Raw genomic sequence first — 24,024 nt, forward strand, 5'->3', positions numbered from 1 at the left:
TCATAGTATACCTTCTAAATAATGGTATTACTATTAGTATTTTGATAATTTTGATTATTCAATATATTATTATCTCTTAAATTTATACTAATATATAATTTTAATGTAACTAGACAATACTTAAAGAAAGAGGATATTTTCCGTTTGGTAAAAATACAATGTAACCTGAAACAAATTAGCTTCAATGTATATCACGCTCTGTTTCTAGTAGCAATTTGAAAAACAACTATATAAATATAATTATAATGGCAAGAGGAACGAGAAAGCATAATATCCCCCCTATCTGATATGGATAGATGCTTAAATAGAGCAAATCCTAAAAAAAGAGATGGATTCCCATCTCTTTTTTAAAACCTCGTTTATTTATGATACGGTTCACCCTTAATGATTCTAAAACTCCGGTAAATCTGCTCGACCAGTACAAGCTTCATAAGCTGGTGGGGCAGTGTCATTTTGCCGAAGCAAAGCTTTTCATCAGCACGCTTTAATACGTCATCATGAAGACCAAGCGATCCACCGATTACAAAGGCGATTTTGCTTTTACCGTATGTCATAAGAGCATCAAGGTCGGCTGCCATCTGTTCGCTTGTTTTCATCTTGCCGTCCAGCGCTAGGGCAATCATATATGTACCGTCATTTATTTTTGCCAGAATGCGCTCGCCTTCCTTCCTTTTCACCATTTCCATTTCCGCTTCCGATAATTGCTCGGGCGCTTTTTCGTCTGGTACTTCGACAAAGTCGAGTTTTGCATAGCTGCCAAGGCGCTTTGCATATTCGTCAATCCCCATTTTCAGATACTTTTCCTTGAGCTTGCCGACCGATATGATCGTTATATTCACAGCTTATCCACCTTTACATTTCATTTACAAACAAGTTATCCACAAAAGTTATCCACATATCAACAGGTAAATGCTATATATTGTGTAAAGTTATTTACTTGATACAATATATGTTGCCTGCTCTTCACAATAGGAACATTTTGTGGATAACTTTTCACCTTCGGATAGTTTATCCATCAGCGGGAACTCTTCTGTTTCTGCCACAAGCATGTCTAAAGCGTGATCTATATGGTTTTCGCAACTGTATTTTTTCATTTTTTAAATCCTCCACTATTCTGAAATTTCCACAAACTTATTCACAATTTGCTAAATGTTATCCACAATCATTGTAGCAAACAAAAAACAAGTAGGAAAGAAAAGCTTATTCTTTCTCTACTTGTTGTGCAAAGGTTTATTCAGTTATCCACAGGTTGGATTAATTTGCGCTTTCTTTCAGCACTAAATTTAACTCCACTGTTTTTCCGGCACGATATACTTTTACATTGAGTGTGTCGCCAACTTCTGTTTTTGTATAAAGATGCTGACGAAGATCAATAACGCTTTCAATTTTCTCTCCATCCATCTCATAAATCACATCGTATTGCTTCATTCCTGCCTCTGCTGCAGAGGAACCTGCTGTTACTTCCGCTACGACTACACCTGTTGTAATTCCTTCTGGCAGCTCAAGTGTTTGTGCCTGATAGAATGCCGGAATATCTGTTAGATCCAATAGGGAGATACCCATTGCTGGTCGTACTACCTCGCCTTTTTCTTCTAGCTGCTTGATGATCGGGATAACGGTATTGATTGGAATCGCGAATCCTAAGCCTTCTACCTGCTCAGAAGCAATTTTCATCGAATTGATACCAATTAAATCACCATTTAGATTTACTAAGGCACCACCTGAGTTCCCGCCGTTGATGGCAGCATCCGTTTGGAGTACTTCTGATTGCCAATCCTCTGTTCCGTCACCGTTCAAATCAACAGGTACAGCACGGTCTGTTCCTGAAATAACGCCAACTGTTACAGAACCATAGAAGTCTAGACCAAGCGGGTTACCGATCGCAATCACTGTTTCCCCTTGCTTTAATACTTCAGAATCTCCGAAATCAGCTACCGTTTCAATGCCGTCTGCTTTTACTTTAATAACCGCCAAATCTGTCCACATATCGCTTCCGACCAATGTTGCTTCCTTCTTAGAGCCATCCGCTAATGTGATTTCCAGCTTTTCTGCATTTTCGATTACGTGGTTATTCGTCACGATATAGGCTTCGCCGTTCTCAATTTTGTAGACAACACCTGAACCTGTTCCAGCTTCCTGCAGCTCGCCTTCTTCCTGTTGGTTTTGCTGCGTGCCGCCTCCTTGGCCAAACCAAAAACCGCCTAATGAGTTCTGAATGGCCTGATAATTAGAAATGCCGACTACCGCCTCCGAGACTTTCTCAACAGCAGAGGTAACATCAGTTTCAACAACAGTTGCTGTTTGTTTTACCCCGGCAGTCGAACTAGATTGATCCGTTTTCTCTGTTGTGGAGCCTGGCAGCTGGCCTGCTAATGACGGTAGCAGCAGCCACATCAGTAGGGCACCAACAATGACCCCTGATAAGCCTGTAATGAAATAGCCCGCCTTACTTCCTCCTTTTTTCTGAGCAGTACGTCTATTTCGCTCCTCTTCCTCTCGCTTCAAACGTTCCTGTAGAGGTGTTAATTCTGGTTCATTTTGATTTTGTCGTTGATCGTCCATTTTTTCGTCCCCCTTCTATTTAGTTTGTACCCTTACAATACATGTGAAACATTAAAATTACATGAAAATTAATTTAAACTCATTTAAAAAAGCCCCGCAAAATGCGGGGCATGTTATCAAACAGTTACTAACGCTGTCGGCTCCTGAGCATCTGTATCATGCAAATGGAGATATTCACCTGTAAGGATGCCGCATGACTGCAATGTCTGCGACACGCTTAAACGCGCCAGCTCTTTCATATTATTATCTTTACTTAAATGGGATAGATAGATTTGCGTTGGTTTTTCAAACGCTACCTCACTCATGGCAACAGCGGCGTCTTCATTGGAGACATGTCCTACGTCTGATAAAATACGGCGTTTAATATTCCATGGATAACGCCCCATTTGCAGCATACCGACATCATGATTGCTTTCAAATACGAAGGCATCTGCCCCGCGGATATGTCCCTTCATTCTATCACTGACATAGCCTGTATCCGTAATAAGAGCAAGCTTTCGGTCGTTTTCATGGAAGACATAAAACATCGGGTCCGCTGCATCGTGAGACACCGCGAATGATTCGATGGACAAGGAACCAAATGATTTCGTTGTTTCCATATCAAACTGGAACCGTAAATCAGCAGGGATATTCCCCACAAGCCCGTCCATCGCTTCCCATGTCTTCGCATTTGCATATACGGGGACATTATATTTCCGTGCAACGACCCCAAGTCCCTTAATGTGATCACTATGTTCATGCGTCACTAGAAGACCTGTGAGCTTTTTCATATCACGGTCGATTTTTGCAAACAGCTCCTCCATCTTTTTCCCACTGAGGCCGACATCGACAAGAAAGGCATGTTCATCATTTTCAACATAAACCGCATTTCCTGTACTCCCGCTTGCTAAAACACTAAATCGCATTATCTAAACTCCTTTATTCTTCTAAAACCTCTTGTGTATTTCGCTGTAATTCCATTACTGTACCTGTATTGGCATTAACAAAATGAATTTCTTCATTTCCTTCATCTGTTTCTACATGAACTTCCCATGTTGGAGTTAATACCTGTTTCTCAGTAAATTGCACATGCGTCGCATAACCGAGCTTCATAGAGGTGATATGATCATTTGTTTTTAAGATCTTCTGGTTATACAACCCCTTTAAAACTTGAAGCGGTGGAACGATCGTTCTCGGCCGCCCAACCTCCTCTATTTTCTCTAGCATTGCCTGCTTGTACATAAATACTTCTCCCTTTGTATTCCAATGAAGCTGTAATCCACCCTTCTCATTGTAATACACTGTTCCATCATTTACACTTTGGAAAAACGTTGCCGTCCGTGTTTCCTCATCGATTTCCCACAGATCAAAAGATTTTCCTTCATATACATACTGATCCACAAAATCTTGAAAAGCACTTGGCTCCTTAGTGCTTGACAGCTTGATCGGCGTCTTAAAATTAACAACAAGCTGATTATCGTTTAGAAGCTGGTATTGCTGATTATTAGTAGTTGGGAGGTCATTAGAAGAATAGGTTTTTACCTGTGCGGAGATAAAGAATGCTGATTCAACAGAATTGGGCAGCTTATCATATGTGATATTTTCACTTTGCAGCTGTACCTCAGCAGCTTCTTCTCCCGGCTTTTTCTCCAAGTTTTCCCCATGATATGTTTCAATATATTGTGAATAAAGGAACATATTTAAAATAAGGAAGACCCCGATAAATATAGATTTTGTCTTACTCCAATCCATATTCATTACCTCCCCACAGCTCCATAATCAAAGGTGTCCAGCTATTATCCCGAAGAATGAACCATCCAGGCTCCATCTCATACACTTTCTTTTCTACATTCTCTGTCAAATAGTAGCCAATAACAATATCATCAACTTTAGAGAGATTGACTTCATTGGCAGCTTTAATATGCTCAATTATATCCTTACCAGCCTCAAGTTCCTTGATACTTCTTTCAAAAACCTCGGAGTCCAATAAGTAATACGGACGGCGGTAACGATAAATATCTTCATCACCCCACGTGGTAATGAGACGGGTTAATGGCTCCGTACTACCGAACACCGGGTATCCTTGCCAGTAGAGCTGATATTCTACTACACGTCGCTCTGTATTCATGGATGTCAGTCGGTAATCACCTGTAAAACCATGATGCTCATTGATAAAGTCGAAAGTATCCTTCAACAGCTCATATCTCGTAACTGGGGCACTACTTTCAGCAGCGGGATATACATAATTCATGACCTTCATATTCGTATCAAGCATCAACTGTGACATACTGTCTGAGTATTTGTCTTGAACGCCTTCGGATGTTTTTTGAGCAATCGCCGGGTCCTCAAACAAGATAGATTTTAATTTATCTACCGGTATTTCATCCTTGTAATACTCGTACTGACTCACTTTTAACGGCTCCTCTACTAAATAGAGAGAAAGATTCCTCTGACGTTCAAACTCTACATAGGCAGGCAGGCTTTTTGGCTTCTCTACGAAGAGCTGTTCAAAAGCTTCAATATTAGGAATGGCCAAATCAGCACGGTAGCCGGATTGGTCATTTGTGCTTAGGAAATACAGCTGAGCATGACCGTTTTCTCTAATAGTCTTCCAATCTATGATCAGACGATTAAATGATGCTTCATTCTCTCTTGCTTCCTCCAACGAAAAAATCTCATATAATGTTTGGATTGGTACTTCTGTTTGGAAAAACATCGTCATCTGGCTCTTCGTTCGGATCATTTCATTTATTTCGTTCTCTGATATTGGAGCATCCATTATCGAAAGGTTTTTGGCCCCCAGCTTGTTCAAATAATGAGTGAATGCATCAACTTCTTCATTTGAACTTGTCCCTTTAAATCCTCCCTCAGTAGAAAAAAGTAATCGATAAGGCTTAATGACTTCAGCTAATAGCTTCTTTTCCTCACTAACTACTTCTCGGTTTTTTTGTGTATCTTCGGTCGTTAAATAATTCGGCTTGTAATTCCAAATAAGAAATGTAAACAATAGGCTCAGGAGGACAAGAAATAGTAAGATAAACGATTTCACTTGTTCTACGTATTTCATTCCCAATCCTCCGTTTCATCCTCAGAATATGGAAGTGTAAAGAAGATTGTTGTACCTACACCTTCCTCACTTTCTGCCCATATTTTCCCGCCATGTGCTTCAATCATTTCTCGTGCAATCGCAAGACCTAGACCAGTTCCTCCCATAGAACGCGCGCGGGCGCGATCGACGCGGTAAAAACGGTCGAATATACGGCCGACATTTTCTTTTGGAATCCCCATCCCATCATCAGAAACCATTACTTTTAACATGTTATTATTCACGGTAAAACCAAAACGAATATTCCCCCCATCCGGAGAATATTTAATCGCATTGGAAATAATATTATCGATAACCTGTGTCAGCTTATCTGTGTCAATATCTACAAAATAGCTTGTTTCCGGTAATAGTTTAATAAAGTGAACATTTTGAGACTTCGACATTTCAAAGCGTTCAATAATACGTTCAAAGAATTTGTTGAATTCCACAAAGTCACGATTCAGTTCATATTCCTGACTGTCCATTTTTGAAAGCTGCAATAGATCATTGACAAGACGAATCATACGCTCTGTTTCTGTCTGTGTAACATTTAGGAAATGCGGTGCGATATTTTCATCTTTCCATGCCCCATCTGCCAGTGCTTCCAAATAGCTTCGCATTGTCGTTAGCGGCGTACGAAGCTCATGGGATACATTCGCCACGAACTCACGGCGTTCCATATCAATTTTCTCCTGTTCGGTAATATCATGCAGGACGGTAATTAGACCGTTAACAAAACCTGTTTCCTTTTGAATAACGGAAAAGTTTGCCCGTAATATATACGGAGCATCCGTCGTGCTGAAATTCAAATTGACTGAGTCCTTCATATAAATCAAGTCTTCAAAGCTATATTCCTGTTCGACACCAAGCACAGAAGCAATTGGCCGATTTAAAGTCATCTCGCGCGAAACATGCAGAAGGTCCAGTGCCGGATCATTGATTAAAATAATCCGCCCTTTCCGGTCTGTCGCAATAACACCATCAGTCATATTAGTAAGAACACTTGCCAGCTTGCGGCGTTCTGCTTCTGTCGTAGATTGAGCCTCCTGCAGACGGTTCGTCATATTGTTGAAAGCAATCGCCAGCTGCCCGATTTCATCTGTTCCGTATACACGCACCTTACGTGAAAAGTTGCCTTTTGACATTGCTTGCGCTTGACGACGCATATCGGAAATTGGCCGCGTAATCGTCCGGGCTACAAGAATACCTAATACAATCGTTATAATAAGGGCCATTGCTGTACCAATCGCAAAGATTTGGTTGATTTCGCCCATTTGCTCAAAGACACGTTCAATATCAGATTCTATATAAATGGTCCCGATTACTTCACCATTTGGCCCTACTGTATCCAAAATTGGTGTAGCCAGCACCCATACACGGTTATCGTCATCGAGCCATACAGCTTCCTGCCGGCCCTTTGTAGATACTGCTGTTTTTACAATGTCTGAGGCCCATTTCTGCCCAACAAGCATCTGATTATTAGCATCCGATGTAGCGAGCACACGATCACGTTCATCAATGATAAGAATCTCATTAATGTCTGTTGTAGAGAATTCACGTAAAATGGCAGCTAGGCTTCCTTCTATCGTAGGCATTGATTCATCCCGTTCCCTAAGTATCTCTTCCCGTATACTATATTGGGCAAGGTCAATACGCTGTTCAATAGATTCCTTGAAGTTTTCAGTTAAATTCTCTTCCAGCTCTTTTGAAAAATAAAGGCCGATAATCTGAATGGCCATAATAATTAATAGTACATAGATTAATACAAGCTTTACATGAATAGATTTAAAAAAGCTTACCTTTTGCATGCACCTTACTCCTGTTCAGGATTTCGCAGATAATACCCTACACCTCGTCTCGTCACAATCCATGTTGGATGGCTCGGATTATCCTCGATTTTCTCGCGTAGACGGCGGATTGTCACATCCACAGTACGAACATCGCCAAAGTAATCGTAGCCCCATACTGTTTGGAGCAGGTGTTCACGCGTCATTACTTGACCGATATGCTTAGCAAGATAGTGTAATAGTTCAAATTCACGGTGTGTCAGCTCAATTGCCTCTCCGCGTTTTAAAACAAGGTAGGCATCCGGCTGGATGATTAGGGAACCTACTGTGATATTATTTGATTCCTCCACCGGCTCATCTGCCTGTGACGCAACATTTAAGCGACGCATATTGGCCTTAACACGGGCAATCAATTCACGCGTACTAAATGGCTTTGTCACATAGTCATCGGCACCCATTTCCAGTCCTAGAACCTTATCAATTTCAGAACCTTTTGCTGTCAGCATAATAATGGGGAAGTCGTATTTTTTACGGATCTCTCGGCAAACTTCCATACCATCTCTTTTTGGCAGCATGATATCTAATAACATTAAATCCGGTTGTTGCTCCTCTACGCGGGATAATGCCTCGTCTCCATCGTAGGCGCAAATAACCGTATATCCTTCTTTAATTAAATTAAACTGTAAAATATCTGCGATTGGTTTTTCATCGTCAACTACTAAAATCGTTTTACTCATTTCTATCTTCCTTTCGCATTGCAATATATTCTTACTCTATCACGCTTTTTCTTTACTTGCATCAAACACGTATATACCTGCAGTTATTTCCCAAGAAATACTCTCGGCAGGAAAAAAAGGACAGCCCGTGGATGCGGACTGTCTACTTGTTTATCGTAATAAAGATAATGGATTTACGAGTGAGCCGTTTTTATGGACTTCAAAATGAAGGTGTGTACCTGTTGAGTTACCTGTAGAGCCCATAACCCCAATTTTCGAGCCTTGGCCGACAACTTGTCCTACCGATACAGTGATAGATGATAAATGGGCGTAGATTGTTTCATAACCATTATTATGGTTGATGACAATTTTATTGCCGTATGTTCCATCCCATCCTGTAAATGTCACAACTCCATTATCAGAGGCCTTGATTGTATAATTAGATGGACGAGCAATATCAATGCCTCGGTGCTGAGTGCCCCAGCGAGCCCCCATATGGCTGGATATGTAGCCGCCGACTGTCGGCCATGAAAATGTACCAGTACCACGCGAAGGAATCACTTTAGTGCCGATGACGTTAATGTAATCCACTGGTTCAGCTGTCACTACTTCAGTCGTAACCTGCTTGTCTGTACGAACACCATTTTCAGAAGTAATCGTATACAGGACATCCTTTTGCCCCGCCTTTCCTTCTTGTTTCACTTTTGATTCGCCCTTTAACATTGTCGCATCTTTTTCAGTGATTTTCTTGAAATCAATCGTTTCTACCTTGAACTTCTGCAGCACTACTTTGACTGTTACAAGCGGTTTTTCAACTGTAACATTCAGCGGCTGTCCGATTTTTAAAAGAGATGTCTCTGTTAGCCCCGGATTCAGCGCTAATAGCTCTTTAAGACTTAAATTATGTGCACTTGCAATTGAACCTAGTACATCACCTTGTTGTACTTTGTAAGTTTCTTTTTCAAGCGTTCCAGACAGCAGCAGTTCAACTGCCTGTTCAGGCGTAAGGATTTTCGAAGGGTCAACCTTTGCTTCTTCCCCTGCAACTGTTTCCTTCAAAGAAATTTCCGTTACACGTGTTTGATTATTTTGATTAAGGGGTACTAACTCTGTAGCAGCACCTTTATTTAATGCATCCAAGTCCTGCTGGGAAACATATTGAAGTTTCAATAGATTGATTGCTTTCTCATAATCGCTTGCATCTTTTACATAGGCAACTGCTTTTCCGTTCACTAAAAGAGCATGTGCCTCTGCTTCTACTACTAGAGAACTTGCGAGCTTTTCTATTGTTTCTGTTTCATTCACAGCGACTGTAAACACTTGTTCAGGAATAATAGTAATGTTAGAACCTGCATCTACTTTAAATTCCTTGTATTGATTACTAGCATCTTGCTTTTTCTTTTCAATCATTCCATCGACAGTGTCTCGATCCGATACTGCCCCAATATATTCATCTCCGTTATAAAGATGATAGATTTCTTTAAAAGAATCCTTTGAATCTGCGCTTGCAGAATCAGGAGTAAATGTACCAGCTATGAGTAGTGCAGCGACAAATGTAATTTTGACACTATGGTCTTTCAAGCTTCTTGAAAAGCTTCGCCGCTCACCTGTCCTTTTCTCTCTCAAACTCATCATAAAGCTCCTTCCAAAAAACAATCCAATAAATATATGAAGTAGTTATTTTTTATCTAAAAAATCACACTTCTATAATTTATCATATTGCATTTTCAGATTGGAGAATTATAGCGTTTTGTAATGAAATTGTATTATTTCTGAAATAATTCCTTTTACCTAATAAAGAGTTATATATTTCTGTCTCTCCCTCTTTACATACTGTTCTTTCCTTTTTATGATTCTATCCTATAAGGAAATATTCCCTTTCTTTTTCTAAAACAGAAAAAAGCTCCCTGGGCTTTTCATTCCCAAGAAGCTGTTATTTCTATTCCCAAATGGCATTTACTACATTTGTTTGTTCACGTGCCGGTCCAACCGAGAACGTCATTAGCTGAATACCTGTCAATTCTACAACACGTTCTACATAGCGGCGTGCGTTTTCTGGCAATTCTTCCATTGTACGAACGCCTGTGATATCTTCACTCCAACCTGGAAGCTCTTCATACACAGGTTTACACTGTTCAATGATGTGAAGGTTTGCAGGATATTCTGTAATGATTTCCCCGTTATATTCATAAGCCGTACAAATCTTTACTGTTTCCAGTCCTGATAGTACATCGATTGAATTCAATGCTAAATCCGTAATACCCGATACGCGGCGTGAATGACGTACAACAACGGAATCGAACCATCCAACACGACGTGGGCGGCCTGTCGTTGTTCCATATTCGCGGCCTACTTCACGGATATGATGACCTTTCTCATCAAACAATTCAGTCGGGAATGGCCCGTCACCCACACGGGAAGTATAAGCCTTACATACACCTACAACACGGGAAACTTTAGAAGGGCCTACACCTGCTCCAATGGCAACCCCTCCTGCAACCGGGTTGGATGATGTAACGAACGGGTATGTACCCTGATCGATATCCAGCATGACACCTTGAGCACCTTCAAACAATACACGGCCGCCTTCATCTAATACATCATTTAAAATCTTTGATGTATCTGTTACATATTGTGCAATCTCTTGTCCATAGCCATAGTACTCTTCAAAAATATCTTCAAATGGAATTCCTTCTACTTCATAAAACTTCTCGAATAATTTATTCTTTAATGCAACATTGGCACGAAGCTTTTGTTCAAATACTTCTTTATCCAATAAATCAGCTACGCGGATACCAATACGAGCTACTTTATCCTGATAGCATGGACCGATCCCTTTACATGTAGTACCGATTTTTTGGTCTCCACGTGAAGCCTCTTCTACTTTATCTTGATGGATATGATAAGGCAGAATAATGTGGGCACGATTGGAAATGCGCAAGTTTGATGTATCCACTCCTCGCGCCTGCAGCCCTTGTAGTTCTGTTACTAAAGATTTTGGGTTAATAACCAACCCATTCCCCATCACCGAGATTTTATCCTGATAGAAAATACCCGATGGAATTAAATGTAGCTTATATGTTTCACCGTCAAATTTAATTGTATGACCGGCGTTATCTCCACCCGCAAAACGAGCAATAATATCTGCCTTTTTAGAGAGGAAGTCAGTGATTTTCCCTTTTCCTTCATCTCCCCATTGTGTACCTACAACAACAACTGATGACATATTTGCACCTCCGAAGACAATTAATCGCTCTTGATTGAACCCTTTTATTGTAACAATCTCATTTCCTCTGCGTCAACAAAAAACACGAACATAAAAATCTAGTAGATTTTTAATGTTCGTGTTTTTGTCATACTATTTTCCTTATTATGCTGGTGGAGGCGCTACTTGCGACCAATCCACATCTAAGAATTTATTAAACTCTTTTTTGAATGCAAGCGTAACTGTCCCCGTAGGACCATTACGCTGCTTTGCAAGGATGATTTCAATTTGGTTTTTACTTTCTGATTCCTTATCATAGTAATCATCCCGGTAAAGGAACGCTACAATATCGGCATCCTGCTCGATACTTCCTGATTCACGCAGGTCACTCATCATCGGACGCTTGTCCTGACGCTGCTCTACGCCACGGGAGAGCTGGGAAAGTGCGATGACCGGTACTTTTAACTCACGAGCCAGGCCTTTTAGCGAGCGGGAAATTTCCGATACCTCCTGCTGACGGTTCTCGCCTGGTTTCCCGCTGCCTTGAATAAGCTGCAGGTAGTCGATCATGATCATCCCTAGACCTTGCTCCTGTGCCAGACGACGGCATTTGGCCCGAATTTCATTAACTCGTACCCCCGGTGTATCATCGATGAAAATGCCGGAGTTGGATAGACTTCCCATAGCCATCGTCAGCTTCCGCCAATCCTCTTCCTGTAGGGCTCCTGTCCTTAGCACCTGAGCATCGATGTTTCCTTCGGCACAAAGCATACGCATGACAAGCTGATCTGCCCCCATCTCCAGGGAGAAGATAGCGACATTTTCCCGAGCCTTTACTGCTACACTTTGAGCAATGTTTAAAGCAAAGGCCGTTTTCCCTACTGAAGGCCGGGCAGCCACGATAATCAAATCATTTCGCTGGAAGCCTGCCGTAATACGATCTAAATCACGGAAACCTGTAGGAATCCCCGTTATTTCTCCTTCACGTGCTTGAAGTTGCTCGATATTATCATACGTTTGAACAAGTACATCCTTTACGTGCTTGAAATCTCCCGCATTTTTGCGGTTCGCTACTTCCATCATCTTCTTTTCAGCTTCTGAAAGAAGTGCCTCTACCTCATCTTCACGTGTATAACCATCCTCTACAATCTTCGTGGCAGTACGAATCAACCTGCGGAGGATGGACTTTTCTTCTACAATTTTAGCATAATGCGATATATTCGCAGCTGTTGGTACGGCGTTTGCAAGCTCTGATAAATAAGAGAGCCCGCCTACATCCTCCAGCTCTTTTTTAGCTGAGAGCTCCTCTGTCACTGTTACAACATCTATCGCTTTCCCTTGATCGCTTAAGCGCAGCATCGTCTCGAAAATTTTCTGATGCGCAGTACGATAGAAGTCAGCAGGCATTAAAATTTCAGACGCTGTAATCAGAGCTTGAGGTTCAAGGAAGATAGCACCGATAACCGATTGTTCTGCTTCATGGTTATGCGGTGGAACGCGGTCCATCATGGATTCGTTCATTGTTGTTTACTCCCTACTCTGCAATCACATGTACTTTAAGTGTTGCTTTCACTTCATGATGAAGCTTCACTGGTACATTTGTGTATCCTAAAGAACGGATACCTTCATTGCAATCCATTTTACGTTTGTCGATTTTAATACCATGTGTCTTTTGAAGTTCATCTGCAATTTGCTTAGTAGAAACGGATCCGAAAAGACGACCGCCTTCGCCTGATTTTGCTTTTACTGTCACTTCAAGTTTCTCGATTTGCTCTTTTAAATCTTTTGCCGCCTGTAATTCTGCTGCAGCATTCTTCTCTTCCAGACGCTTCTGTCCTTGCAGCTGGCTTAATGCCGCATTTGTTGCTTCCACTGCATGGCCATTTTTGATTAGGAAGTTGCGTGCATATCCTTCTGCAACCTCCTTAATTTCTCCTTTTTTTCCTCTACCTTTAACATCTTTCAAAAACACTACTTTCATTACTCATTACTCCCTTCAAGTACTTCTCTAATAGCATTTGTTAAGTATTGTTTTACTTCTTCGATTGAATTAGCTTCCATTTGCGTAGCCGCATTTGTCAAGTGGCCACCGCCTCCAAGCTTCTCCATTACGAGCTGGACATTCACCTCTCCAAGTGAGCGGGCACTAATACCGATGAGACCATCTTGGCGATGGGCGATAACGAACGAAGCCGAAACATCTTTCATCGTCAGTAGAATATCAGCAGTCTGGGCAATCAGCACTGAATCGTATATCCGGCTGTCATCTCCATGTGCTACCGCAATACCAGGCTTTACAAAGTCTACTGTCTGAATGAGCTTAGAGCGCTCGATATACGTATCTATATCCTCTTTTAATAGACGCTGAATTAAAATTGTATCAGCTCCATGGGTACGAAGGTAAGAAGCAGCCTCAAATGTACGAGCTCCGGTTCTTAACGTAAAGCTCTTTGTATCTACGATAATGCCCGATAATAAAGATGTTGCCTCTAGGCTCGTAATTTTTGTGTTTTTCGGCTGGTATTCCAATAGCTCTGTCACAAGTTCAGCAGTAGATGATGCATAAGGCTCCATATAGACAAGTGTAGGATTTTCTATAAAGTCTTCCCCTCTGCGATGGTGGTCAATAATGACAACCTTTTCGGTCCTGTTAAGGAGAGAGCTGTCAATAACCATAGCTGGCTTATGTGTATCTACAATAACAAGTAAGGATTTATGGGTAATACGGGAGAGCACTTCTTCCGGCGAAATAAAGCGGCTATAAAGATCATTATTATTCGCCTCAATCTCATTCATCAAGCGTCTTACACTTCCATTCAACTCTTGGAAATTTAATACGACATAACCATCTACCTTATTCATTTCTGCCATTTTACGTACACCGATTGCAGCCCCAATAGAGTCCATATCGGGATTTTTATGTCCCATAACAAATACCTGGTCACTGTCCTGAATCAAATCACGCAAGGCATGGGATATTACCCGCGCCCGTACTCGCGTCCGCTTTTCTACAGGATTGGTTTTGCCTCCATAGAAACGCAGCTTGCCGTCTGGCTGTTTAATCGCTACTTGGTCGCCGCCGCGTCCAAGTACTAAATCCAGACTGGATTGTGCTAGCTCACCAAGTTCAGTCAATGATGGCGATCCAGCCCCTACCCCAACACTCAATGTCAGAGATAAGTTTTTTTGCATAGTTCTTTCTCGAATATTATCTAAAATAGAAAACTTTTTCTGTTCTAATTCCTCCAGAATAGATTCATTCAAGACCGCCAGGAAGCGATCCGAGGAAACTCGTTTAACAAAAATACCGTATTCGGCAGCCCATTCATTAACGATGGAGGTAACGGTAGAGTTCGTCATACTGCGTGTCTGATCATCCATGGCCTGTGTAATTTCATCATAATTATCGATGAATAAAATGGCTAGGACAGTACGATCCGCATAATACTGGGTCTCAATTTCTACTTGTTCCGTAATATCGAAAAAGTATAGCAGCCTCTCTTCCGGCTTCGAATAGACACGATATTTCCGTTCCCCTATCGTCACAGTCAGTTCTTTTAATTCTTCCGGTTTTGAGATGGCCATTAGTCCATCTGATAATTTGAAGACTTCTTCTCCAATTAAACTTTCCGCTTCTGCTGCATTCAGCATAAAGGGATTGGCCCACTCGATTTTATATTGATCATCAACCAATATAATCCCAAATGGCATGTGTAAAAACGCTTCTTCCCCTACTTTTTTCAAGCGGAAAGAAAGTGATTCAATGTGCTTCTCCGTCTCTATATATGCAATTTGTTCAACCTTCCAGCCGTAATACAGGATTATACTTGCAGCGACTATATATCCAAGGCCAACCCATATGTTTACATAGAATAGTAAGGCAGCTGTAACTACCGATAAAATCGATAAGTACAAAAGCGGATATCGGATTGAGCGTTTCCTAAAAATCCCCATTTTGATCAGCTCCTCATTTTTCACTCTTCGCTTTAACCCACTCCCGCAAATTAAAGCCTAAATCGATAATACCTACTAATACAATGAAGGAATACATCGGAATCGCAACGATGGTTGCCAGAACCTTTAAAAAGCGGGGGTAATGGAACGCATCAATGACAAAATGAAGGAATGAAATCCCTTGTACCGTTAACAATACCCAAAGGATCATTGATAAATTCAGCATTACTACATAAAACGCTGAACCATACTCCGGCTGTATAAATAGATTGATCGATAACACAATCAGGTAATACCATAATATTGCACGTGGCAGACGCATGTCACGGAATGGAGGAAACTTTGGCACCTCTACCTTTAACCTATTTAAAAGGGGCAGGAGAACAAGTATCCACATGAAAGCAAGGACAAATACAGAAATCGTTATATTTGCCGGCATCGTCATTTCCATCATATCGAACGCTTGCTTTAGCTGATCTTCTATTTGTACCTCTCCACCCGTAAGTTTTGCGGAGTATTGCAATGACTCCTCATACGTATCACGGGCAAATTGCAAGCTTTCTTCAATAAAATTCATATCAAAGAAGCGTACTAATAGTATAAACTGAATTGCAAAAGTAAGGAGGATGGCCGTTCCCGCTGCCATCATTAAATAAATTTTGCTTTTCTTTTCCCGTAAACAAACCCCTATAACCAGACCGACAATGGCCAAGATAAGAGCAAGCGGAACAATTAATACATTTCCTACCAAAATACTTGCAGCAACGGCTAATAAACTTACACCAATTGCTAATTTCCTGTTATAGGTAGCGCTATACCAGGCAAGGGGCAGCGGTGCGAAGATAAAGGCTAGTAAATTGATTAACGGCACATAAAACGCCAATGCTACCAATAGTAAAAATAAAGCGATCATCATCGCACCCTGCGTCATAGCTTTTGTTTGATTATTCGGCATAAAAACCTTCCTTTTTATCAGTCAAAGCATTTTTTCACTTTCTCTATTGTACCATCTTTTACGTAGACAAACAAAAACCATAGTAGAACAAATGCTTCCATTTTCTTATCTTTCTATTTTATATTGAATGCTTTTTAAAGACAAATGCACTAAAATACTTGTCTTCTACGATAACCTTTAAAGAGAGGCCTGCAGCTTGCTCAAATTCTTACTCATTTCTGATATATAGTGTAGACTGATGATTTATTGATAAATACCCCTTTCCAATCCATTCTTCATATTGTTGCACTTTTTCTTTCCTCAATAAAAATAAAACCCGGTGAAATCAAAAGATTTCACCGGGTTCAATTATCTTATTTGTCTTCTGCTACGAATGGAAGTAATGCCATGATACGAGCAACTTTGATTGCAGAAGTTAATTTACGTTGGTACTTTGCACTTGTGCCAGTTACGCGACGTGGTAAAATTTTACCGCGCTCAGAGATGAATTTCTTTAAAAGATCTACATCTTTGTAGTCGATGTGCGTAATGTTGTTTGAAGTGAAGTAGCAAACTTTACGGCGTTTGCGGCCTCCGCGACGTGGTGCCATTAGCGTTGTCCTCCTTTAATTATTGTTGGGTGGATGCGAAGCGATTAGAATGGTAAATCATCCTCTGATACTTCGATTGGCCCTTTGCTGTTCGCAAATGGGTCTTCATCCATACGTGTATAATTTTGCTGATTCTGAGGTGGTTGATTTTGCTGATAACCAAACGAATCTTGAGGAGCGCCACCAAACTGCGGTTGCGGTGGATTATTGTAAGACGGCTGGCCGCCTCCATAATTTCCTCCACCATACTGCTGGTTTGGCATATTTTGTGAAGCATTGCCGCCTCCACGCGGTTCTAGGAACTGCACAGCGTCTGCAACGACATCTGTTGTATAAACGCGCTTACCATCTTGTCCTTCAAAGCTGCCCGTTTGAATACGACCTTCTACTCCGATCAAACTTCCTTTTTTCATGAAGTTCGCCAAGTTTTCAGCTTGCTTTCGCCAAGCAATGCAACCGATGAAGTCAGCTTCTTTTTCGCCTTGCTGGTTCGAGAATGGACGGTTTACAGCAACTGTAAAGCGTGCCATTGGAACGCCACTCGGTGTATAACGAAGCTCTGGATCCTTCGTAAGTCTACCAACTAATACGACACGGTTAATCATCCGTATTCAACCTCCTCATTTCAGCATGTTGTTCAAAAATTATTTTTCTTCTTCGCGTACAGCGATGTGACGGATAATGTCTTCGCTGATGTTAGCTAAACGAGTGTACTCATCGATTGCTTCAGAACCAGCGTTTACTTTCACGATTTGGTAAAAACCTTCGCGGAAGTCGTTGATTTCGTAAGCAAGGCGACGTTTGCCCCACTCTTTAGACTCGATGATTTCAGCGCCGTTTGAAGTTAAGATTTCATCGAAACGAGCTACTAAAGCTTTTTTCGCTTCTTCTTCAATGTTCGGGCGTACGATGTACATTAATTCATACTTTCTCATCTATTGTGCACCTCCTTATGGACTTGGGCTCTCCGACTATGCGGGAGCAAGGAGTAAGTAACGTGTATTACTCACATCAATGAATTGTAACATAGATAGATTAGATGTTCAACATTAAAGTAGGATTAATAGAGAAACTAAATACTCAATATACGAACATATATTCTTATTATATCATGCGTTTTTCCATTTACAAGTGTTTTCCTTTATAATCTTCATTATTAAAGGGGGGCCTTCTATGCAGCCATATGTCATCCAATTAGATTTACAGAAAGTGATCAAACAAAATATTATTTGTACAGTAATAGTAAGTCTATTGCTTATTGGCCTGAACTTTGTCTTTCAGCCGCAAAAAATGGAACTTTCTTTCGATTCGATTATCCTATCAATCATTTTATTTAGCGCCTATTATATTTTACTGATTATTTTGCATGAAGCATTTCATCTACTGGGCTTTATTATTTTTGGCAAGGCGCCAATCCGTTCATTATCCTATGGTATTGATTTAAAAAAAGGAGTTGCCTATGCGACTACTACTGAGCGTCTTTCAAATGCTGCCATGAAAAAAGCACTCCTGCTGCCTTTTTGGGCTACCGGTGTTATTCCAGCACTAATTGGTTTTTGGCTCAACAATTACACCGTCATCCTTGTTGGGGCGTTTTTGATAGCAGGTGCGGTTGGTGACTTTGCGATGTACAAGGAACTGCGTAAATTTCCAAATGATGCTCAAATAGAAGATGATCCCAAAGAGCCAAAACTATATGTATATGAAAGATAAAAAAAGACCGGCTCGCATAAAGCGAACCGGTTTATTTATTGTATAAGATTATACGTTAAATCTAAATAGCATAACGTCGCCGTCCTGTACGACATATTCTTTTCCTTCGAGACGCACCTTGCCTGCCTCTTTTGCAGCTGCCATAGAGCCAGCAGCTACTAAATCGTCATAAGATACCGTCTCTGCACGGATAAAGCCACGTTCAAAGTCTGTATGGATGATACCTGCACATTGCGGCGCCTTCATCCCTTTACGGAATGTCCATGCACGAACTTCTTGTACACCAGCTGTAAAATAAGTCGCCAATCCAAGCAGGTTGTAAGAAGCACGAATTAACTGATCTAACCCTGATTCTTTAATACCCAGCTCTTCTAGGAACATTGCTTTTTCTTCGTCATCTAGTTCAGAGATCTCCTCTTCTACTTTCGCACAAACAACAATGACTTGAGAGCCTTCATTAGCCGCATATTCTTGTACCATTTTCAAGTACTTATTATTAGCAGGATCTGCCACTTCATCTTCTGATACATTCGCTACATATAGCATTGGCTTAACCGTTAATAGGTGAAGACCTTTGATTACTTTCATTTCATCATCAGAAAGGTCAGCAGCACGCGCTGGCTTTTCAGCTTCTAGTACTTCTTTTACTTTCAGCAATACCGGCTCTTCCATTAATGCCTCTTTATCCTTTTGCTTCGCCATTTTAGATACACGCTGCAGACGTTTTTCCACTGATTCCATATCTGCTAAAATCAATTCTAAATTAATGACTTCAATATCATCGATCGGGTTAACTGAACCTGCTACGTGCGTGATATTTTCATCCTCAAAGCAGCGTACTACCTGACAGATTGCATCTACTTCACGAATGTGAGCTAGAAATTTATTGCCCAGCCCTTCGCCTTTTGAAGCTCCTTTTACAATTCCTGCGATATCCGTAAACTCAAAAGCAGTCGGAACTGTTTTCTTTGGTGTAACCAATTCTGTTAATTTATCTAAACGCGCATCTGGAACCTCTACAATTCCTACGTTTGGATCGATTGTTGCGAATGGGTAGTTGGCAGCAAGTGCCCCCGCCTTTGTAATTGCATTGAATAATGTAGATTTACCTACGTTTGGCAAACCGACAATTCCAGCTGTTAATGCCATTGATGGACACAACCTTTCTATGTTCAGTAAGTGGTTTCCTAATTTTTTGCTTATGTTATCTCTATACGTGAAGGCTTTTTTATAACCTTATCTATTATATTGATTCAGCGTTAAAAAGTCTAATGGGCCTCTATTTATGCTTCACTTACTGTGTTAATGACCTTTTTCATCTTTTTTTCAAATTCGCGGCGAGGAATCATCACACTATGACCGCAGCCTTGACACTTGATTCGAATATCCGCTCCCATACGGATAATCTTCCAAGCATTTGTCCCGCACGGATGCTGCTTTTTCATCTCTACAACATCATTCAATTCAAACTTCTTTGCTTCCATTATTCTCCCTCCACCTGCACATCATATTCTTCAAGCAGCGTCATTAAGTCCCGGCGTATAATCCCCGTCATCTTTGCGTGCTGCATTGTGGCTGTTTCAATTTTAATACGCAGTGTTACTGTCTCTGGGTTGAAGTTTTGCACTCCTGTAAGAACCGGTACATTTGTCAATTCTTCATATTCATCAAAAAGGGCTTGTAAATACGTTTCTACCTTTTTTTCGATTTCGGGCAAGCTGACCGTTGTCGGCACAACGAAATCTACAAAGGTTGAAGTATCATTGACTGAATAATTAATTACAGCTCCAATCGATCCATTAGGGATGATGTGCTGTTCTCCTGTAACACCCGTAATTTTGGTTGTCCGAAGACCGATTTCCACTACTGTTCCTTCTGCCGTGTTCAGCTTAATATAGTCACCTACACCGAACTGATCCTCAAAAATAATAAAGAATCCGCTAATAATATCTTTCACTAAACTTTGCGCTCCAAATGCGATAGCGACTGATGCAATCCCTGCCCCGGCAAGAAGACCGGCTACCTGGATGTTCAGCGCTGATAATATCCCTATAATCGCTGAGAAATAGACGAGATACGAAAGGACATTTTGCAGAAGCTTTAAGATTGTCCGCTGACGGCGCTCTGAGTAACGAAGCGGTGCCCGCATGCGTATAGCAAAAAACTTCTCAATTAATTTATTTCCGATTCGTACTACTAAGTAGGAAACTACCGTTATAACAATAATTTTAATGGAGGCTACAATGATGAAACTCCATAATTCTTCACTTTTTAGATAATCCCAGAACTGTTTGGCCAACCGCTGGAGGACCTTCAAATCTTCCACCGGATCTTGTGCAGTTCCATTTGCCATATTTACCACCTCTTGTATAACAATGTACAAATTTGAATATACTGCCTAAATAAAACGGGTTTTTAATACGGAATACCAGAAAACCCCATAATAAAGTGAGGTTATTTTATGCAACCAACCCCTGTATTTCATTATGTTATTCATTATGAAAAAACAAGTGCTGTTTGGCAACTAAGTGAACTATTTTTGCAGCATATTCCATTTGATCATGAACAGCTTATCTTCTGTTGTATCGGTACTGACCGCTCTACAGGTGATGCTCTCGGCCCTCTTGTCGGCAATCAATTGATTCAGGATTACGCTTTTCCATTCAAAGTGCTTGGCACACTCGAAAAACCGGTTCATGCCCTCAATTTACTAGAAACACAGGCTGAGCTTGAAACAAGCACGCCCTATCCTTTCATTGTAGCAATTGACGCATGTCTTGGTGAAGAAGGTTCCATTGGTTCAATTATTGTAAAAGACGGGGCTCTATACCCTGGAAAGGCAGTAAAAAAAGAATTACCACCAATAGGCGATCTTTCTATAAAAGGAGTAGTAAACGTAGGCGGCTTTATGGAAGCAATGGTACTACAAAATACACGCCTGCATGTAACGCATTCGATGAGTATGACAATCGCTCGTTCTCTAACACTTGCCTGGCAGCGCCATCTACTAAAAAACAAACAATATGGCAACAATCAGGCCGACTATCGCAATGCCCGGCAGCAAATTGGCTACTCGAATTTTCGTTAGCCCAGCAATATTAAGACCTATAGCCATAATCATAACCCCACCTGTAGCTGTCATTTCTTGGATGAACAGATCAAGTGCGGCTTCCGGAATATATGTACTGATAACTCCAGCTAAAAGAGCAATGGCACCCTGGTAAATAAATACAGGAAACGCAGATATTAATACACCTATTCCTAATGTGGAAGCAAGAATAACAGCCGTGAAGCCGTCTATGATTCCTTTTGTGATAAGGACATCGTGATCATTCCGAAGCCCGCTATCAAGTGCTCCAATAATGGCCATCGAACCGATAACAAAGATAAGTGTTGCCGTCACAAATCCATCTGCAATAGACCCTTTGCTGTTCTTGTTTGGATTTTTTTCTACTAGCTTCTCAACCCATTGACCGAAACGTTTGAACCAGCGCTCTAAATCTAGCCATTCACCTAATACTGCCCCAACTACCAGACTAATGATAACAATAACAAAATTACTGCTTTCAAAGCCCATCTGAATACCGAGTACAGCTACGGCAAGGCCAATAATAGACAAAGCCGTTTCCTTCATCTTTTCTGGTATATTTTGAAACAGCCTTCCGAAAAGTGCTCCAATGATGATAAATAAAGCATTTAACAATGATCCGAGTAAAACCATGAGTAAGCTCCTCTTCCAATAAAATAGAGCCCTCTTATATGAGAGCTCTCCATCTAATCTATTTGAACCTTTAAGATTTCTAAAATACGCTCTAAATCATCCTCTGAATAAAACTCAATTTCAATTTTCCCTTTGTTTTTATTCTTTCTTATTTGAACACCTGTACCGAAATACTCCCGTAAATGAGACTCCGTCGCCTGGACAAAAACGTCCTTCTTTGGCTTTTCTTTTGTTCCATGTGAAACATCGCTATTCAATTGTTGTACAAGCGCCTCCACCTGGCGGACATTAAGTCCCTGGGTAATGACCCGGTCAGCTATGTCTTTTATACTTTCCTTGTTTTTTAGACCAAGTAACGTACGCCCATGTCCCATTGACAATTTGCCTGCATTTATAAAGCTGCGCACCTCTTCCGGAAGCTGTAAAAGACGAATATGGTTTGCAATATGCGACCGGCTTTTCCCTAGGCGCTTTGCCAGCTCTTCTTGTGTAAAATTTAACTTTTCAATCAAACTGCTATAGGCTTCTGCTTCTTCAACAGGGGTTAAGTCCTCGCGCTGGAGGTTTTCTAAGATGGCAATTTCCATCATCTGCTGTTCAGTCATCTCTTTAATGATGGCTGGGACTTCCTTTAAGCCAGCCATTTTGGCAGCTCGGAAACGGCGCTCACCTGCGATAATCTCATATTTCTTGCCTGATTTTCGTACAACAAGCGGCTGAATAATTCCATGCTCTTTAATTGATTCGGCCAGCTCTTCAAGCGCTTCTTCCTTAAAAATCTTGCGTGGCTGATATGGGTTAACGATCAATTTATTTACAACGATATACTCTACCGTATTATCGCTATGTATGGATTCTTCAGGAAAAAATGCACTAATTCCTTTTCCTAATCCTTTAGCCATTTTTAATCACTTCCCTTGCTAGCTCTGTATACGTATCTGATCCCCGCGACCTTACATCATATAAAATAATTGGTTTTCCATGACTTGGTGCCTCACTCAGCCGGACATTACGAGGTATGATTGACTTGTACACCTTCTCACGGAAATACTTCTTCACTTCTTCAATTACCTGCAGACCTAGGTTCGTTCGTGCATCCAGCATAGTAAGCAGTACACCTTCAATAACGAGCTCCTTATTTAAGTGCTTCTGAACAAGGCGCACTGTCGATAGCAGCTGGCTTAGACCCTCTAACGCATAATACTCGCATTGTACAGGAATTAATACGCCATCGGCTGCCGTCAGTGCATTAATCGTCAGAAGTCCTAATGAAGGCGGGCAATCAATGATAATGTAATCAAAATCATCCTTCACTTCATCTAATGCTCGCTTTAGACGGACTTCGCGTGAAATGGCTGACACGAGCTCGATTTCTGCGCCAGCTAGAGACATAGTGGCCGGAACAATCCATAAATGCTCAATTTTTGTTTCATGAATATAGGACTCCATCGGCTCGTCCTCAATTAATACATCATAAATACAACCTTCAATTTCCTTCTTATTGATTCCTACACCACTTGAAGCATTTCCTTGTGGATCAATATCTATCAGGAGCGTTTTCTTCCCTAAATAAGCGAGACACGCGCTTAAATTTACAGATGTGGTTGTTTTACCAACGCCGCCCTTTTGATTCGCAATGGCAATAGTTCTTCCCATTTGTGCACCTGCTTTCAACACATTATTCGTTTAATCGCTTTCTATTTACACGAAACTTTCTAAACTAATACTCTTTTATTTTAGCAAAAAGGAAGCGACGA

Annotated in this window: 25 protein-coding genes; 2 read left to right on the forward strand and 23 right to left on the reverse strand. The window is 41.0% G+C overall.

All coding sequences use genetic code 11. The features are described 5' to 3' along the window. Nucleotides 1-359: 359 nt before the first annotated feature. From rlmH to rpsF, 17 genes are all read right to left on the reverse strand, one after another. Nucleotides 360-839 (reverse strand): 23S rRNA (pseudouridine(1915)-N(3))-methyltransferase RlmH, encoded by a 480-nt coding sequence (gene rlmH, locus AA0Y26_RS22260; RefSeq protein ID WP_413364157.1) that lies wholly within the window; start codon nucleotides 837-839, stop codon nucleotides 360-362. Nucleotides 840-929: 90 nt separating this feature from the next. Beyond that, nucleotides 930-1,094: a CxxH/CxxC protein gene (locus AA0Y26_RS22265; protein ID WP_413364158.1), complete on the reverse strand. Its 165-nt coding sequence runs from the start codon at nucleotides 1,092-1,094 to the stop codon at nucleotides 930-932. 160 nt (nucleotides 1,095-1,254) lie between these two features. Beyond that, complete coding sequence (locus tag AA0Y26_RS22270; protein WP_413364159.1) at nucleotides 1,255-2,562, reverse strand: S1C family serine protease; 1,308 nt, start codon at nucleotides 2,560-2,562, stop codon at nucleotides 1,255-1,257. Nucleotides 2,563-2,678: 116 nt separating this feature from the next. After that, a complete protein-coding gene (locus AA0Y26_RS22275) occupies nucleotides 2,679-3,467 on the reverse strand; it encodes an MBL fold metallo-hydrolase (RefSeq protein WP_413364160.1) in 789 nt (262 codons plus the stop codon). A 13-nt stretch (nucleotides 3,468-3,480) separates the two neighbouring features. Further along, on the reverse strand, nucleotides 3,481-4,293 hold the full coding sequence (locus tag AA0Y26_RS22280; RefSeq protein ID WP_413364161.1) for a two-component system regulatory protein YycI: 813 nt from the start codon (nucleotides 4,291-4,293) through the stop codon (nucleotides 3,481-3,483). Next, on the reverse strand, nucleotides 4,280-5,608 hold the full coding sequence (locus AA0Y26_RS22285; protein ID WP_413364162.1) for a YycH family regulatory protein: 1,329 nt from the start codon (nucleotides 5,606-5,608) through the stop codon (nucleotides 4,280-4,282). The genes AA0Y26_RS22280 and AA0Y26_RS22285 overlap by 14 nt, the downstream gene beginning before the upstream one ends. After that, nucleotides 5,605-7,434: a cell wall metabolism sensor histidine kinase WalK gene (gene walK, locus AA0Y26_RS22290; protein WP_413364163.1), complete on the reverse strand. Its 1,830-nt coding sequence runs from the start codon at nucleotides 7,432-7,434 to the stop codon at nucleotides 5,605-5,607. The genes AA0Y26_RS22285 and walK overlap by 4 nt, the downstream gene beginning before the upstream one ends. A gap of 5 nt (nucleotides 7,435-7,439) precedes the next feature. Continuing rightward, nucleotides 7,440-8,150 carry a response regulator YycF gene (gene yycF, locus AA0Y26_RS22295; RefSeq protein WP_413364164.1) on the reverse strand — a complete coding sequence of 237 codons (711 nt, stop codon included), beginning with the start codon at nucleotides 8,148-8,150 and terminating at the stop codon, nucleotides 7,440-7,442. A 150-nt stretch (nucleotides 8,151-8,300) separates the two neighbouring features. Next, nucleotides 8,301-9,764, reverse strand: coding sequence for a peptidoglycan DD-metalloendopeptidase family protein (locus tag AA0Y26_RS22300; protein ID WP_413364165.1), 1,464 nt, complete (start codon nucleotides 9,762-9,764; stop codon nucleotides 8,301-8,303). A 304-nt stretch (nucleotides 9,765-10,068) separates the two neighbouring features. Further along, a complete protein-coding gene (locus AA0Y26_RS22305) occupies nucleotides 10,069-11,355 on the reverse strand; it encodes an adenylosuccinate synthase (RefSeq protein ID WP_413364166.1) in 1,287 nt (428 codons plus the stop codon). A gap of 144 nt (nucleotides 11,356-11,499) precedes the next feature. Then, nucleotides 11,500-12,855 (reverse strand): replicative DNA helicase, encoded by a 1,356-nt coding sequence (gene dnaB, locus AA0Y26_RS22310; protein ID WP_413364167.1) that lies wholly within the window; start codon nucleotides 12,853-12,855, stop codon nucleotides 11,500-11,502. A gap of 13 nt (nucleotides 12,856-12,868) precedes the next feature. Continuing rightward, on the reverse strand, nucleotides 12,869-13,315 hold the full coding sequence (rplI, locus tag AA0Y26_RS22315) for a 50S ribosomal protein L9 (RefSeq protein WP_413364168.1): 447 nt from the start codon (nucleotides 13,313-13,315) through the stop codon (nucleotides 12,869-12,871). Continuing rightward, on the reverse strand, nucleotides 13,315-15,288 hold the full coding sequence (locus AA0Y26_RS22320) for a DHH family phosphoesterase (RefSeq protein ID WP_413364169.1): 1,974 nt from the start codon (nucleotides 15,286-15,288) through the stop codon (nucleotides 13,315-13,317). Before AA0Y26_RS22320 ends, rplI begins: the two co-directional genes overlap by 1 nt. A 13-nt stretch (nucleotides 15,289-15,301) precedes the next feature. Beyond that, nucleotides 15,302-16,243 carry a YybS family protein gene (locus tag AA0Y26_RS22325; RefSeq protein ID WP_413364170.1) on the reverse strand — a complete coding sequence of 314 codons (942 nt, stop codon included), beginning with the start codon at nucleotides 16,241-16,243 and terminating at the stop codon, nucleotides 15,302-15,304. 353 nt (nucleotides 16,244-16,596) lie between these two features. Then, a complete protein-coding gene (rpsR, locus tag AA0Y26_RS22330; RefSeq protein WP_036152155.1) occupies nucleotides 16,597-16,833 on the reverse strand; it encodes a 30S ribosomal protein S18 in 237 nt (78 codons plus the stop codon). Between the two features lie 44 nt (nucleotides 16,834-16,877). Further along, nucleotides 16,878-17,438, reverse strand: coding sequence for a single-stranded DNA-binding protein (gene ssb, locus AA0Y26_RS22335; protein ID WP_413364171.1), 561 nt, complete (start codon nucleotides 17,436-17,438; stop codon nucleotides 16,878-16,880). Between the two features lie 39 nt (nucleotides 17,439-17,477). After that, the gene (rpsF, locus tag AA0Y26_RS22340; protein WP_413364172.1) at nucleotides 17,478-17,768 is read right to left on the reverse strand and encodes a 30S ribosomal protein S6; all 291 of its coding nucleotides are present in this window, start codon (nucleotides 17,766-17,768) and stop codon (nucleotides 17,478-17,480) included. Between the two features lie 238 nt (nucleotides 17,769-18,006). Here rpsF and AA0Y26_RS22345 point away from each other — a divergent pair, with 238 nt between their 5' ends. Next, on the forward strand, nucleotides 18,007-18,546 hold the full coding sequence (locus AA0Y26_RS22345; protein ID WP_413364173.1) for a DUF3267 domain-containing protein: 540 nt from the start codon (nucleotides 18,007-18,009) through the stop codon (nucleotides 18,544-18,546). 48 nt (nucleotides 18,547-18,594) lie between these two features. Here AA0Y26_RS22345 and ychF read toward each other — a convergent pair whose 3' ends face one another. The 3 genes from ychF to AA0Y26_RS22360 all read right to left on the reverse strand — a co-directional run bounded on the left by ychF (nucleotide 18,595) and on the right by AA0Y26_RS22360 (nucleotide 20,899). Then, a complete protein-coding gene (ychF, locus tag AA0Y26_RS22350; RefSeq protein WP_413364174.1) occupies nucleotides 18,595-19,695 on the reverse strand; it encodes a redox-regulated ATPase YchF in 1,101 nt (366 codons plus the stop codon). Between the two features lie 134 nt (nucleotides 19,696-19,829). Beyond that, nucleotides 19,830-20,030 (reverse strand): DUF951 domain-containing protein, encoded by a 201-nt coding sequence (locus AA0Y26_RS22355; protein WP_413364175.1) that lies wholly within the window; start codon nucleotides 20,028-20,030, stop codon nucleotides 19,830-19,832. Then, the gene (locus tag AA0Y26_RS22360; protein WP_413364176.1) at nucleotides 20,030-20,899 is read right to left on the reverse strand and encodes a mechanosensitive ion channel family protein; all 870 of its coding nucleotides are present in this window, start codon (nucleotides 20,897-20,899) and stop codon (nucleotides 20,030-20,032) included. The genes AA0Y26_RS22355 and AA0Y26_RS22360 overlap by 1 nt, the downstream gene beginning before the upstream one ends. Nucleotides 20,900-21,007: 108 nt before the next feature. Here AA0Y26_RS22360 and yyaC point away from each other — a divergent pair, with 108 nt between their 5' ends. Continuing rightward, nucleotides 21,008-21,634, forward strand: coding sequence for a spore protease YyaC (gene yyaC / locus AA0Y26_RS22365; protein WP_413364177.1), 627 nt, complete (start codon nucleotides 21,008-21,010; stop codon nucleotides 21,632-21,634). On the opposite strand, the gene AA0Y26_RS22370 is transcribed toward yyaC, so the two are convergent. Genes AA0Y26_RS22370 through AA0Y26_RS22380 form a run of 3 tightly spaced genes read right to left on the reverse strand, consistent with a single transcriptional unit; the run spans nucleotide 21,554 to nucleotide 23,923 of the window. Continuing rightward, nucleotides 21,554-22,267: a DUF554 domain-containing protein gene (locus AA0Y26_RS22370; RefSeq protein ID WP_413364178.1), complete on the reverse strand. Its 714-nt coding sequence runs from the start codon at nucleotides 22,265-22,267 to the stop codon at nucleotides 21,554-21,556. The two genes, yyaC and AA0Y26_RS22370, sit on opposite strands and share 81 nt — an antisense overlap. 53 nt (nucleotides 22,268-22,320) lie before the next feature. Then, nucleotides 22,321-23,169, reverse strand: coding sequence for a ParB/RepB/Spo0J family partition protein (locus AA0Y26_RS22375; RefSeq protein WP_413364179.1), 849 nt, complete (start codon nucleotides 23,167-23,169; stop codon nucleotides 22,321-22,323). After that, nucleotides 23,162-23,923: a ParA family protein gene (locus AA0Y26_RS22380; RefSeq protein WP_413364180.1), complete on the reverse strand. Its 762-nt coding sequence runs from the start codon at nucleotides 23,921-23,923 to the stop codon at nucleotides 23,162-23,164. Before AA0Y26_RS22380 ends, AA0Y26_RS22375 begins: the two co-directional genes overlap by 8 nt. Nucleotides 23,924-24,024: the final 101 nt, after the last annotated feature.

Source organism: Lysinibacillus canaveralius, assembly GCF_047301505.1.
Taxonomy (GTDB): Bacteria; Bacillota; Bacilli; order Bacillales_A; family Planococcaceae; genus Lysinibacillus_B.